The following is a 12,527-nucleotide window of genomic DNA, read 5'->3' on the forward strand; positions in this document are numbered from 1 at the left end:
TTTGAAAGTTGCATATGCAAGAGTTTCATCCATAGATCAAAACTTAGATCGACAAATTCAAGAATTCAAAAAATTGGGAGCTGAAAAAATATTTGTCGAGAAAAAATCTGGCGCAACTATTGAGCAGCGTCCTGTTTTTACAGAAGCATTGGATTTTGTAAGAGAATCAGATATTTTTATGGTAGAAGCTATTGATCGATTAGGTAGAAATTACGATGAAATTATTCAAACGGTTAATTTATTGAAAAATAAAAATGTTCAGCTGATTATTACAAGTCTTCCTATTATGGCAGAAGCAATTGGAAATCCGTTGCTCGATCGTTTTATTAAAGATTTAATTGTCCAGATTTTAGCAATGATTGCAGAACAAGAAAGAACAGAATCTAAGCGAAGACAAGCACAAGGGATTGAAATTGCAAAAATGAACGGTATTTATCAAGGGCGGCCTAAATTATATAGTCCAACAGCAAAAGATCCCCAAAAAAGAGCTGTCTATAGAAATATTATCGAAGAGTTACAAAAAGGCACTGCTATTTCAAAGATTGCAAAAGAGTATGGAATCACTCGGCAAACAGTTTACAGGATAAAAAAAGACTATGAGTCAAATCAAGTAGATTCTTAATGAATCATAAAAGAAATACGATGGATTGTTGCGTAAAAAATAGAAAAGGAGTAGTTATTATGGAAAATAGAGAGAAGATTATTCAGATGTTGGAAAATCCTTTGATTTCAGGATACGGAATAGAAAAAATGTCAAATGGTCGACTCTATTCTGCGAATTATCAAAGATACAAAAAACGCGTCGAAAAAGAAAATAAGCCAATGGTTATTTTTGATACGATGTCAGTAAAAGTAGAAAAACTATTATTAGAGTTGGCCGAAGAAGTATTGCGAGTTCGTCCTAAAACAAAAAAAGAATTTAGAGAAATGGTTGCAAGATATAGCTTTAGAAATGGAGAGAATTAAGATGGTTGTTCGAAAACAATATGATCATTGGGGAATAGAAATTACTACGTGGAATAAGACAAATGTAGTTGCTTATGTTGATTGTGATTGTGGCCAATTGGCTAGAAGAGAGTTGGGAAAATATAATCATTTTAAGTATAGTAATTGTAAAAAAGAATACAAATTAAGTAAGGGGATTTGCGTAGAAATAAGCCCAGAAAAAATTTGAAAAAAGGGGAAATCTTGATAAAATAGTAATAGGCAACAACTAATTCCTCAATGTTAATATAATAGTGTCAATTAAAGTGCATAAATTTATTCCTTAATTTTTAGTTGTTGCCTTCCTGATAAATAAATTGTGGTAGTTATTATTTAAGGTGACTAGTTATGAGAAAAGAGTATGATTATCAGAAAATAGAAGTAGCTAACAGAGCTGAAGGTGTTTTGGTTGAGTATATTTCTTGTGATTGTGGCATGTTAGCGGAACGTATTCGTTGGAAACGAACAGAATACAAATGTAAAAGTTGTGGTAAACAGTATAAGCTTGCATTTGGTGGACAATATATAGAAGTAAAAAATTGAGGTGATAGCTAGTGAAAGAGAAAGAAAGTCCTTCTTATCATACATATGAATTTTTGAAAAAAAGAAAACATGATCCTAAATGGAGAGAAGAGTATTTACAAAGAAAAGAAGAACATACTGTAGCATTTATGATTAAAATTTTTTGGTTTTTAGTAGGCTTGAATATTGTTATTTGGACATACGGCTTTTACAAGCATTTTTAGTTGAAGAGGCAAAAAAGGTAAGTAGGTAGATTCTTTTTAATTATATATACCTCCTTACAAAAATGTTAGAAAAAACCTTTTATTGTATCATTTACAAAACTATACCAATAGTTCTATAATTTCTATATAGAAGACGTTTTCTAATTTTTATTTTTCGAGGTGAACATTAATGAAAAAGAAATTAGTTAAAGGTTTAGTTATTTGTGGCATGATAGGGATTGGTTTTACAGCATTAGGAACAAATGCAGAAGCTGCAACTAGATCATATGGAAATGGTGTCTATTGCAATAAACAAAAATGTTGGGTGAATTGGAATGAAGCTAAGCAACAAATTGCAGGAATTGTTATTGGAGGATGGGCTTCAGGTTTAGCTAGCATGGGCAGATAGGAGAAGTAGCTGATGGTTAATAAAAAAGAAGAAGTACTGGAAAAGATTATTCAATTAACAAATAATGCAATAGCGAATCCGCAAATTTCTTCAGATAAAAACTTAAATGACCTTTTATTAAGAATAAGAAACAAAGCTTTATCAGGTAAAGTATTCTATGATTTAAAAAAAGAATTACAACCAACAATTAGTGGATTTACGTTAAGAAATAATTTCCAAACGCCTAGTGAACTGTTAGAATTATTAACTTTGATACAAACACCTAAAGGATGGTCAGGATTTTAATTAAATATAAGCTAGTATGTATTATACAAAAACTCACTGTTGATTAGAGCAGTGAGTTTTTTAGTTGTTTTTTGACTAGAATTTTAAGATATAGGTTGAATTTAACTATACGGTTAATTTGAGAGAGCAATTCTAAGCCATTTTCAAAAATATTGATTGGCAATTATACACTAAAGAGGTTTAACGTTCGTTATTACATGATTAAATGGTGAGCTAGGGGTCACTGGAACATCCGTACAGAAAATAGCGGTAGTGGTTAGTTCCAAATCCATAAAACGTTGATTTAAAGCGGTTTATAGAATTCTAAAGATGTAAGAACAAAAAATACTTCTGGAACATTCAAACAGAAATTAGCGGTAAGGAAAGTAGCATAAATTCTAAAAAACATTAGTTTTTTAGAATCTTATTTCTAGTTTTTGACTCCTTTGTCTATCAATGTTTTAAGTTTTCAAAAACTCATTATAATAAACCATTACCAAAAGAAAGAATATTCTTCATAATAAAGAAGAAATAAAACTGGAGGTTCTTGCAATGATTATTGGCTATGCTCGTGTATCAAAAGACGATCAAAATTTAGGTCGTCAAATTGATCAGTTAAAAAATTTTGGCGCAGAGAAGATTATTCAAGAAAAATATACAGGTACAAAAAGAAACCGCCCAGGAATTGAGCAGCTTCTTCAAACGATTCGAAAAGGAGACATTGTTGTAGTAGAAAGTATTTCTAGACTTGGAAGGAACACTTTGGACATTTTAAACTTAATTCAGGAATTGGATCAAAAGCAAATTCAATTTGTTTCTTTAAAAGAGAATATGAATACTTCAACACCCACGGGGAAGGCCATGTTACAAATGATGAGTGTAATCGCTGAGTTGGAACGCAACCTTTTAGCTGATCGAGTCCGCGAAGGAATCGAAGCTAGCAAAAAACGAGGTGTAGCGATTGGCCGTCCTAAAGTTCCGCAGGAGAAGTTAGATATTGCAGTTCGAATGTACAAAAGTGGCGATTATTCTGTCAAAGAAATCATTGAAACAAATCAGATATCTACAGGAACCTTTTATCGTGAAATTAATCGACTAAAATTGAGAAAGCTAAACAAAAGAACCGAACAACTAACTTAATTGCCCAGTAGTTGTTCGGTTTTCTACCGCTATTTTCTGTATGGATGTTCCAGTGACCCCATTTAATATAACTGATGAACACATAAAATTAATTGCTTCTAGCAAATATATATCTTTAGATCAAACAATAAAGCAAATATTTAAAAATCTATTTTCGATAATTGTTAAAATTTAAGAATAAATTTTGGATTTTTTTATAAACTTTTAAATAGTATTAAACTGGGCCAATTTCTTATATAAAAACTATGCTAGTTTAGACAAATCTCCAATTTTTTACTACGGGGAAAAGTCGAAGAGAGGGATTTCTCTTCGACTTTCTTTATACGAAGCTGAAACTTTAATTGTTTTGAAAGAAAGAGCAATACTTATCCAGCGTAATCGAATGTGGTTACCATAACCACGAATGAATCACTAAACAAAGTTTTTGAAAGCTGTGTCGGGGTGATTGTGTAATCACATATCCGATGTGTTTCCATGGGCATCACAGGTATGTTATAGGTAACGGTCTTTGCCTTTTAATTTGATGTACTTTTCATCAATGCGTAAAGACTTAAATAGATTTCTACATCATTGAGTTTTTCACAAATGATAAGTCACTTTTTTATACAGCCTATTTCAACAATAAATCGTGGTGGGGCGTATAGTGTTAGTAAGCTCACAATTTGTGTATAATAAATTATAGTATATTGATAAGGATATGCAATGATATCCATGTATAACTACAATATTTTATTATAGTTATGGTAAAATATTATTTAATTAAGAATTAAGGATTATCCTAAATAACAAACTATTATTCATTTGTTATCATCTTTTGGGTTGTGTAGTTGGTGATTAGTAGAGTTTCACCAGATGTATATTTTGTCTTATAAGATATATTTTATTCGGTTTCAAACCATCATACATAGTAGTTGATTTTAACTAAATATTACCGGTAATAGCCATTACTACGGTTAGTTAGGAATGTTTTTTCATATTTGAATTTTCCAGGTTAAATCTGTCAATAGCATAGTATAGTATATTTAGTTGGTTTGATTTCATCAGAAAATTTGTTTCATTTATCCAGTTTTAGTCAATATCTAGCAACAAAATGGTAGCAGCATCTGGATTTTATATTTGTAAGCCGTTCAATCTTTATCAAGAACGATAGAAGTCAAAAACTTATCTAGTATGCAAGAAATTATACATAATGATTGTTTTATATATTTTTTTCATAAGTTAGTTGTAAGGTATTATAAAAGAGTTTTTTCCACTATTTATTATTCAGGAATCTCTTTCCGTAAGTAGTTATTTAAAGCTGGGAACTTATAACAACTGGAAAAAGGACTATTGAAGGAATGAGGTTGCTTTTAAAATATATTATAGGTTGAATAATAACTATGATTAGAAAAGAGGAGAATGGAAATATGTTAAAAAAAGCGATATATGTTATTATTTTTGTTAATTTATGTACTCTATTTTTTTCAATGAAATTGGATACACATGCCGAAGAACTAGATAAAAATTATCAAGGTAATTCATCAAATGATATAGTCCAGCCTACTGGAGACAAAAATGTTGGGTATCCACAAGTTTGTATCCGAACAAATGCTAAACCGCAACCTTTAGATTTTGAAGAACTTGCAAACAAATGTGATGAAGTGGCCGCTCAATTTAGCACTGATGAAGAGCGTGCTCGTGCAGTTATATCCTATTTAAATACTATAATAGGTAGTGGTAGCTTAGGACATGCATGGGTAATTATTTTTAATAGTGATAAACCAAATGATTATGCAAGCTATTCATTTGGTGCAGGGATTGGTTACGTATCTAATCATAACCCAAAAGTACAAGATTATTATGATTTACCTGATCGACCTTTCATTGCACAAAAGGCCGTAAAGTTGCCAAGTAATATGGATACAAACCAAATTGAAAATAATATAATTCCTAAATTGATAGCAGAAAGTAATGAAATAGGAAACATAATTGGATCGAAAGAAGACATAGTTGGCAATGGGACATTCACACCCTTGACTACTTGTACATGGTTTTCAGGGAGTTTATGGAATAGAATCTTTGGTATCAAAGATCAAGTACAATTTACCTCTATTTTTCCAAATTCAGAAGTACACGCAAAAAGATGGGGAATTCCAGCTTTATCAGATATTCATGAAATTGCAAATCCTGGTGCGCTTTCTCAGTTTATATTACAAGGAATTTAATTATATACTAAAATATGGAGAGATCCTTCAGGTTTAACAAAATGTTTATCGATAGTTTTATTCTATAGAATATAGGCTATTAAAATCCAAAAGTAACATATTATTAACTATTAAAAAGTTCCATAAATGACCGTTTAATAATGCTTTTTGAGCATTATTAAATTATACGTTAAATCAGCTTGGAAAAGGTTATAAGTCATTCTTTCTGTACTTATTTGTTTCTACATTTACTAATTTTAGAACAAGCACCATAGCTTAATCCAAAATGATGATATAACCCTAAAATTCAATAATGATTATATATTCGTATTTTTTACCCTTAAATTATTATTTATAATTATGCCTGCCCTCTACTTATTTTAAGCTAAATTAAAGCGTAAAATTAAGATTGAATAAAATTTGTAACTCTAGGGATAGGAAAAATCATAAGAAGGGATACGAAAAAGATGAAAATATTTGTAGCTGGAGCAACAGGCCGCGTGGGAAGATCATTAATAAATAAATTAGTTAACAGAGGTCATTTCATTTATGCTGGTAGTAGAAAAGAATTTAAGTATGATAACCTTGAACAAGTTAAATATGTTTATATGGATTTGCATTCAAACATGTCTGAACTTAAAGAAATACTAAAAGATGCTCAGGTAGTCTATTTTGTTGCAGGTTCACAAGGAAAAGATCTGTTACAAACTGATTTATATGGTGCTGTAAAATTAATGAATGCAGCTGAGCAGAAAGGTATTAGACGATACATTCAATTGAGTGGGATATTTTCTCTAAATCCTGAAAAGTGGAGTTCGGAGTTAACAGACTATTTTATCAGTAATTTTTTTTCAGATATGTGGTTAATTAATCATACACATTTAAATTATACTATTCTTCAACCAGGAACTTTAACCGAAACTACGGGGAGTGGGAAAGTTACATTGATGACTCAAGAGCAAAGAGAAAACTCCATAGATAATGTGGCTACAGTCCTTTCTGAATTATTGGACAAGAAAAATACTTTTAAAAAAGTTATTACTATGGCAGATGGGGAAGTACCCATTGGAGAAGCTTTAGAAAAATTGTAATAGTTTGTATATACGATTGAGTATGGAGATGTTAGGTCGAACAATCCAAATATACGTCTGAAAGACGTATCTGAATTTAACGTTGTTATCAAAGATATTTTAAATGACCATCTTAAACATTTTATATTCAAAACAGGAGACTTTAATATGCCTGGTGGAAAGAATATTTTACCAGAGTTAGCTTGGACTGGTTTACTCAAAGGATTTTATTTGCATTGGTTTGTAAAAGATATTCCGAAGATAGTTACTTCTTTATAAAAAATGCTGGAAGCACTAAAAACTTAAATTTTATTTTTATTCTTAATTAACTAGCATTTACAATAAATATTCAATTAAGTGCAGACTGAAAAGCCAAAAAGATTCTCACTTTTTTTGCTTTTCTTATACATTTTATGGATAGATTCCGTATCTTTACTAGAAATTTTGATTGCCCTAACGGTTTTTACAATTTTTTTAAATACATTAGTTTTTTATTTATATCTTTTCTAACGTAACTAAATATCAAATATCAGATCTATTCACATAGATATTCTAATAAATATAATATCAACTTTCCTTTGATTTCAATACAGGGGACATCCATTTCTAGGAATAGAATGACCGCCTATTTCTTTTCTTCCATGTTAAATAGAATACTTTTTTTAAATTGTTACTTTAAAATGAATGATACATCTTCGTTGCTTTAGGATTAGGTAGTCTTTCAGCCTAATAAATCTTAAAATTAATGGTTTCAAAGTCTTGTGACAGAGCTGTATTACAAAATATTTATATAATAAATACTCAAAAGGGATAAAGTGAACTGAAAGATACAAAGTAATGATATTTAGATATGAATCATGTAATTTATTTAAAAAATAAGGAGAATACTTGGCATGTTAATCTATGCACATGAAAGAGGAAATTCCTATGGTTCTACTTATTTTGTGAGCTTTTGTGAAGTAGAATTGGTAATAATGTTAGTGTGGAAGAATAACTCGTTTGTATATAACAAAGAAGAAATAGATGAAGTTATCAATACAACTGCTAGTGTAAACTCTGAATTAAACTTAGCAATCTATCAATTTATAGAAAAGACTAATTATTTGATGTATTTATCATATAAAGAATTACACTGAAAAGATAACTTGTAATATAGTGATGATTGCCTTCTTAGATAAAATATAACATTAAGAATTGTTTCCCAAACATTTAGAATGAGGCATTCGTCAAGAATTATCTTTAACTAACTATTTATTAGATTCAAAAGATATAGAGACTGTTTAACTTAAGAAACAGTTATTGAAAGAAGAATAAAAAAAATAATTTTTTTATTAGTGAAAATGGTTGCAAGACTTTGATTTCAATCAACACTTAAAAAACCAGAAGTAATGGACTACAGTATGTATACTTACGACATTTTTTTATTTATAGCAATAGGAGTGTTGGTAAAATGCACCTTTCAATAGTAGACTATGTCCGAAAAAAGAAGGACTATTGAACCATTCGTCTTTTTCGTAGTACTCCCCTTCTAATCCACCACTAAATGGATCTTGTAATTTAGGGACTAGCGTAATTGTCCCATCATCAGAATACATCACTATATATTCTTGGTCTGCCTTTGGTTTCTGTCCGTTATTAGATGGTAATGTCAATACTACAGAACTTCCTTGTTTTCTAGATTTTGTGGTTAACATACAATCATCTCTTGTCTTTTATTACACTAAATAATTAAATAGTTTCAAATGATTATATACTACATTTAGTTAACTTAGTGTGATTTAATTAAATAGTCAAAATTAGATATTTTAGAATTAATTTGTTAGGTTCAGAAACTTAAAAGTTTTTGAACTGTTAAATAATTTGTTCTAAAATTCATTGGCTCCTATTTTTATCTGAACATAGCTTTGAAATACTTCACTGTAATTTATGAGATATTCGATCCATTAGCTAATGACTTTTTATAAGGATACAATCTAATAAACTAATAAAATTTTTTAATTTTAGATATTGATATCTTCACGCTAAATCAATATTTAAAAATTTTTTTGCTAAATATAATATTTGATATTGATTAAACTTACACCCTGAAATATTCTCTTGTAATACATCAACATTGTCAAATTGGCATGTACTAAAATTTATTTTTTTACAATTTGTATGAATTAAATTAGCATTATCTAAATGACAGTGTTGAAATTTCAACTGCTTGATATTACTTTCAACCATATCAAAACTATCTAAATTACAGTTGTCAAATATTATCTTACTTAGCTTTGATTCACTAAAGTTAGAAAAAGTAAGTAAACATTCAGAAAATAAAACATCTGAAAAACGACTCTTTATTAAATTTGTACCTATCATTTTACAACCAATAAATTCACACCTATAGATAATACAGTCTGCTAAATCTTCATTTGAAAAATCACAGTTTATGAATTTACAATCAACGAATTCCATTCTTTGAAATTTATTCTCTGAAAATATAACATTAGTAAATAAACAAGATTCAATAATCGGGTGTTCTATATCTTGTCTCTCAATAATTTCAGAAGAAATTTTTCTTTCTTTTAAGAAAAAATCTTCACTATCGTAAATAGAGAAAAAAGAATCATTAATTAAAACCTCTTCATTTATATTTATTTTTTTCATATTACTGCCTCCTTATAAATCAATCCTACTATATTAGTAATTATTGTACATTAAAGAAAAAGGAGAGCTTTTTGAGCATTTCTCGATAACGATAGTTCTGTAAACTTCAAACAAAACCTTATAATTGTCCTGTGAGACACTAAAAACTACTTTTTTTAATAAAATTCTTATAAAATTTGTTACACCTTCTTCTTTTGAACAAGTGACTTAGAAATTCCTAAATGATTCCAATAGGTTTTATATTCCTATAATTGCTACCATACCCTAAATCCAATAGTGTTTGCGGCATCACTTAGGAGAAACCAAAGAATTCTGAATTAAACGTTGACTATTTACTATGAACAATTATTATTTACATATTCCAAAATCTGTTTTCTTAACTAACTCGCTATAAATATCGAATTGTACTTTCCGTTCTTTTTTTATTTCGTCTCTTATCTTTTTTTGCAATCACTTAACCGTGTGAATCTGATTCTTTTTTGCGAATCGATTCAACAATTTTCCACCCTAAAGCACTTATGCCTTGTCACGTCACCTTTATATTATTTATTAAGTCATATTCAAATAAACTATAAATAAACGGCTCCAACAAAAAGCGACTTGCTCCTTAGAGCCATCTAATTTTTCTTTATATAACGAATAAGACACAACTGATTGTGTCTTATTCGATTCTTATGTTTATTTTTTTATTTAAATAGGCTCAAAAACGTGTGGCCATGTAGTTGAAATACTATTATAAAATAAGTGAATGAAAAATTTAAAAAGTAACAAAAATTAGAAAAAGAGGAACAAATATCGGATATAAGGATTATGTGGAGGGTAGCAGGGGGTAAGTGATAGATATGAAAAGAGGGAACTATTAAAAAAATAGTTTCCTCTTTTTCTTAGTTATGTCGCTTGATTTAAAATGAAGTAAATAATTTTATTCATTTATGAGTAGGTTGTCAACGCTTATTTTTTAAAAAAGAAGTATACAAAAGACTACCTTTTTAGAATCACAGGTTGTTTTCTTGGTTTAAGATACAGACGAAACATCGAATAACTATTTATTTGATGAATAAAAATAAGAAAAAGGAGAATTATTATGAAAAGTATTCGATTACTTGGAGCTACTTTCTTAGCTTCCACTACTTTATTAGGAGCAACAGGCGCTTTTGCCTCAGAACCAATTACTCCAGAACCAGCAACTGTTCAAACACCAATTATTGCAAAATTAACAGTCAATCAAACACCAGAAAAACCAGTACCTCCAACTGAACCTGATCAAGGTGGTGGGGATCAAGAAACAGATATTGAGGGCTTATTCGGTATTGCTTATGCACCAAAAGCATTAAGTGTTTCGGAGGAATTAGCCGATCAAACAAGTGCGCAAGAATTAGATTTGTCTCATGATAACAAAACAGCGTATAACGTAGGTGTGCAAGATAAAACTCGTGCGAAAGATCGCAACTGGACTTTATCAGCTCAACTATCTTGGGAGGGAGATACACAAAATTACATGGTAGGTACAACCATTACAGCAAGTGAAGGTAATGTAAAACTAAATACTTCAGGAAAGTTAACGGAAGTAGATGGTCAAGAAGTTACTATTGAAAGTGGCGCAGATAACGTAACAATTGGTCAAGATTCTTCAGTACACTTGATGAAAGCTAACGCTGGTAAAACAGTGAATGGTGTTTATAACTATCAATTTAAGCATCCAAAATTAGTGATTCCAAATCCAAGTAAAGTACCTGCAGGAAATTATTCAGGAAATATTACATGGACATTATCTAATGTAATGATGTAAGAGAGAGGTAAAAAAGGGGGGCCCGTACCTGAGAGGTTAATATTCTATTATCAAGCTTTTCATATCTATCCAATTCTAATAAAGAAGAAAATGTTTAGAATATTGACTTCCCAGGTGCGGGAACCTCTTATTATTTATAATGTAAGATATCAAAACAATTCTAGTTTAGTAGGAGATTATTTGGGATTTTGACGAAAAAAGAGCGAATTCGCTCTCGGAGACACGAATTCGCTATGAAAGTAAAAATAAATTTTACATTTACATACTAAAATGAGTATAAAAATTTTTTTAGGAAAAATCAACGGATTTTTTCAAAAAATAGTTGAAAAAGTAAAATTTTTTAACTCCTTTAACCTTAGTTCTTTCTAAAAAATGAAACAACTACTCACAAATAATTTATAACACAAAAAGAGCTAGAATTTATCAGATATTCTTAGCTCTTTTTTGTGTTTAAATGTTAGTGAAGGAGAAACAGAGAAAAAATGTTTTTTAGGAAACTCCAATTTTTTTGAATCATTTTCTAATGATAATATTATAATCGAACCTGAAGCATTTTTTGTATTATTTAATTGAACAAATTAGCAAAGGAGTTTGTGTTTTATGAAACGAACAAACTATTTTTTATTAATCAGTCTTATTGCTGTAAATACGATATTTTCAGTATCTGTAAGGGCTATTGAAAATGAAACGTCGTCTATTGATTTTTCAGATAACCAAAATCCAATAGTTAATTTAGATTCAGCGCCTATTTTATCGAGTACAGAAATACTCACTACTCCTTCAACTAATTCTTCTGAGTTTGACAAACAGTTAGATGTATTTTCAAGCGAAGAAAGTATAGAAACGGAACAAACAACGGATACTGGAACGATTCAATCAGAAACTACTTCTAGTACGGTGAATGAAGAGAGCGTTTCTAAAGAAATTAACACAAATAGCGAAAAAGCAGTGAATTGGGAAACAGAAGATAAGGGGACATATATTTTATTGAAAAGATATACTGGATCAGCTACAGATTTAGTTGTTCCAAATGAGATTAATGAAAAGTCGACTAAATTGCTTGATATCGATGAGAATGTGATTCCTAATATGAGCAATTTAGAAAGTTTTATTGTACAACCGAATCAAAAAGGACAAAAAGTAGGATTAGAATCAACTGATCTTAGTGGTGCTTTTATGAGTACTTCTGACCATAAAAAAAGATTTAAAACAATTAATTTAAGCGGTTTAGATACAAGCAATGTAACCAATATGGAAGTTATGTTTGGTGGTTGTATGTCTTAAAAAAAATTAGACTTAGGGAATAAATTTGAT

General features: G+C 29.7%; 15 protein-coding genes and 1 pseudogene. 13 read left to right on the top strand and 3 right to left on the bottom strand.

Going from position 1 to position 12,527, the window contains the following annotated elements; all coding sequences use genetic code 11:
• Position 1 precedes the first annotated feature (1 nt).
• From IGJ90_RS14055 to IGJ90_RS14090, 8 genes are all read left to right on the top strand, one after another.
• Positions 2–622 carry a recombinase family protein gene (locus IGJ90_RS14055; protein ID WP_192411344.1) on the top strand — a complete coding sequence of 207 codons (621 nt, stop codon included), beginning with the start codon at positions 2–4 and terminating at the stop codon, positions 620–622.
• The gene (locus IGJ90_RS14060) at positions 622–966 is read left to right on the top strand and encodes a hypothetical protein (protein ID WP_192411345.1); all 345 of its coding nucleotides are present in this window, start codon (positions 622–624) and stop codon (positions 964–966) included. The genes IGJ90_RS14055 and IGJ90_RS14060 overlap by 1 nt, the downstream gene beginning before the upstream one ends.
• 1 nt (position 967) lies before the next feature.
• Positions 968–1,174: a hypothetical protein gene (locus tag IGJ90_RS14065; protein WP_225624592.1), complete on the top strand. Its 207-nt coding sequence runs from the start codon at positions 968–970 to the stop codon at positions 1,172–1,174.
• 158 nt (positions 1,175–1,332) lie between these two features.
• Positions 1,333–1,527: a hypothetical protein gene (locus tag IGJ90_RS14070; protein ID WP_002367787.1), complete on the top strand. Its 195-nt coding sequence runs from the start codon at positions 1,333–1,335 to the stop codon at positions 1,525–1,527.
• A gap of 11 nt (positions 1,528–1,538) precedes the next feature.
• Positions 1,539–1,730, top strand: coding sequence for a hypothetical protein (locus IGJ90_RS14075; protein WP_192411347.1), 192 nt, complete (start codon positions 1,539–1,541; stop codon positions 1,728–1,730).
• Between the two features lie 208 nt (positions 1,731–1,938).
• On the top strand, positions 1,939–2,118 hold the full coding sequence (locus IGJ90_RS14080) for a class II bacteriocin (RefSeq protein WP_192411349.1): 180 nt from the start codon (positions 1,939–1,941) through the stop codon (positions 2,116–2,118).
• A 12-nt stretch (positions 2,119–2,130) separates the two neighbouring features.
• Positions 2,131–2,403: a bacteriocin immunity protein gene (locus tag IGJ90_RS14085; RefSeq protein ID WP_192411348.1), complete on the top strand. Its 273-nt coding sequence runs from the start codon at positions 2,131–2,133 to the stop codon at positions 2,401–2,403.
• A gap of 531 nt (positions 2,404–2,934) precedes the next feature.
• On the top strand, positions 2,935–3,522 hold the full coding sequence (locus IGJ90_RS14090) for a recombinase family protein (protein ID WP_103301406.1): 588 nt from the start codon (positions 2,935–2,937) through the stop codon (positions 3,520–3,522).
• Between the two features lie 276 nt (positions 3,523–3,798).
• Here the strand turns inward: IGJ90_RS14090 and IGJ90_RS14095 are convergent.
• Positions 3,799–4,248 (bottom strand): annotated as a pseudogene (locus IGJ90_RS14095) (DDE-type integrase/transposase/recombinase).
• Between the two features lie 680 nt (positions 4,249–4,928).
• On the opposite strand from IGJ90_RS14095, the gene IGJ90_RS14100 reads away from it, so the two are divergent.
• From IGJ90_RS14100 to IGJ90_RS14110, 3 genes are all read left to right on the top strand, one after another.
• Positions 4,929–5,726, top strand: coding sequence for a hypothetical protein (locus IGJ90_RS14100; RefSeq protein ID WP_438768368.1), 798 nt, complete (start codon positions 4,929–4,931; stop codon positions 5,724–5,726).
• A 446-nt stretch (positions 5,727–6,172) separates the two neighbouring features.
• The gene (locus IGJ90_RS14105) at positions 6,173–6,796 is read left to right on the top strand and encodes an NAD(P)H-binding protein (protein WP_289866431.1); all 624 of its coding nucleotides are present in this window, start codon (positions 6,173–6,175) and stop codon (positions 6,794–6,796) included.
• A gap of 872 nt (positions 6,797–7,668) precedes the next feature.
• On the top strand, positions 7,669–7,911 hold the full coding sequence (locus tag IGJ90_RS14110; RefSeq protein ID WP_438768370.1) for a hypothetical protein: 243 nt from the start codon (positions 7,669–7,671) through the stop codon (positions 7,909–7,911).
• Between the two features lie 285 nt (positions 7,912–8,196).
• Here IGJ90_RS14110 and mazE read toward each other — a convergent pair whose 3' ends face one another.
• Both mazE and IGJ90_RS14120 read right to left on the bottom strand, forming a co-directional pair.
• The gene (gene mazE / locus IGJ90_RS14115) at positions 8,197–8,469 is read right to left on the bottom strand and encodes a type II toxin-antitoxin system PemI/MazE family antitoxin (RefSeq protein WP_438768372.1); all 273 of its coding nucleotides are present in this window, start codon (positions 8,467–8,469) and stop codon (positions 8,197–8,199) included.
• A 322-nt stretch (positions 8,470–8,791) separates the two neighbouring features.
• Positions 8,792–9,424 carry a pentapeptide repeat-containing protein gene (locus IGJ90_RS14120; protein WP_438768374.1) on the bottom strand — a complete coding sequence of 211 codons (633 nt, stop codon included), beginning with the start codon at positions 9,422–9,424 and terminating at the stop codon, positions 8,792–8,794.
• A gap of 1,084 nt (positions 9,425–10,508) precedes the next feature.
• Here IGJ90_RS14120 and IGJ90_RS14125 point away from each other — a divergent pair.
• Together IGJ90_RS14125 and IGJ90_RS14130 are read left to right on the top strand one after the other, a co-directional pair.
• Complete coding sequence (locus tag IGJ90_RS14125; protein ID WP_438768376.1) at positions 10,509–11,213, top strand: WxL domain-containing protein; 705 nt, start codon at positions 10,509–10,511, stop codon at positions 11,211–11,213.
• A gap of 600 nt (positions 11,214–11,813) precedes the next feature.
• Positions 11,814–12,497, top strand: coding sequence for a hypothetical protein (locus tag IGJ90_RS14130; RefSeq protein ID WP_438768378.1), 684 nt, complete (start codon positions 11,814–11,816; stop codon positions 12,495–12,497).
• Positions 12,498–12,527 lie beyond the last annotated feature (30 nt).

The sequence above is a fragment of the Enterococcus sp. AZ129 genome, assembly GCF_051714505.1.
Lineage (GTDB): Bacteria > Bacillota > Bacilli > Lactobacillales > Enterococcaceae > Enterococcus > Enterococcus faecalis.

Excerpts from the sequence above, each read along its gene's own strand:
- IGJ90_RS14060 (WP_192411345.1), top strand. The coding sequence starts at position 622 with ATGAATCATAAAAGAAATACGATGGATTGTTGCGTAAAAAATAGAAAA.
- IGJ90_RS14065 (WP_225624592.1), top strand. The coding sequence starts at position 968 with ATGGTTGTTCGAAAACAATATGATCATTGGGGAATAGAAATTACTACG.
- IGJ90_RS14070 (WP_002367787.1), top strand. The coding sequence starts at position 1,333 with ATGAGAAAAGAGTATGATTATCAGAAAATAGAAGTAGCTAACAGAGCT.
- IGJ90_RS14080 (WP_192411349.1), top strand. The coding sequence starts at position 1,939 with ATGATAGGGATTGGTTTTACAGCATTAGGAACAAATGCAGAAGCTGCA.
- IGJ90_RS14085 (WP_192411348.1), top strand. The coding sequence starts at position 2,131 with ATGGTTAATAAAAAAGAAGAAGTACTGGAAAAGATTATTCAATTAACA.
- IGJ90_RS14090 (WP_103301406.1), top strand. The coding sequence starts at position 2,935 with ATGATTATTGGCTATGCTCGTGTATCAAAAGACGATCAAAATTTAGGT.
- IGJ90_RS14100 (WP_438768368.1), top strand. The coding sequence starts at position 4,929 with ATGTTAAAAAAAGCGATATATGTTATTATTTTTGTTAATTTATGTACT.
- IGJ90_RS14105 (WP_289866431.1), top strand. The coding sequence starts at position 6,173 with ATGAAAATATTTGTAGCTGGAGCAACAGGCCGCGTGGGAAGATCATTA.
- IGJ90_RS14110 (WP_438768370.1), top strand. The coding sequence starts at position 7,669 with ATGTTAATCTATGCACATGAAAGAGGAAATTCCTATGGTTCTACTTAT.
- mazE (WP_438768372.1), bottom strand. The coding sequence starts at position 8,469 with ATGTTAACCACAAAATCTAGAAAACAAGGAAGTTCTGTAGTATTGACA.
- IGJ90_RS14120 (WP_438768374.1), bottom strand. The coding sequence starts at position 9,424 with ATGAAAAAAATAAATATAAATGAAGAGGTTTTAATTAATGATTCTTTT.
- IGJ90_RS14125 (WP_438768376.1), top strand. The coding sequence starts at position 10,509 with ATGAAAAGTATTCGATTACTTGGAGCTACTTTCTTAGCTTCCACTACT.
- IGJ90_RS14130 (WP_438768378.1), top strand. The coding sequence starts at position 11,814 with ATGAAACGAACAAACTATTTTTTATTAATCAGTCTTATTGCTGTAAAT.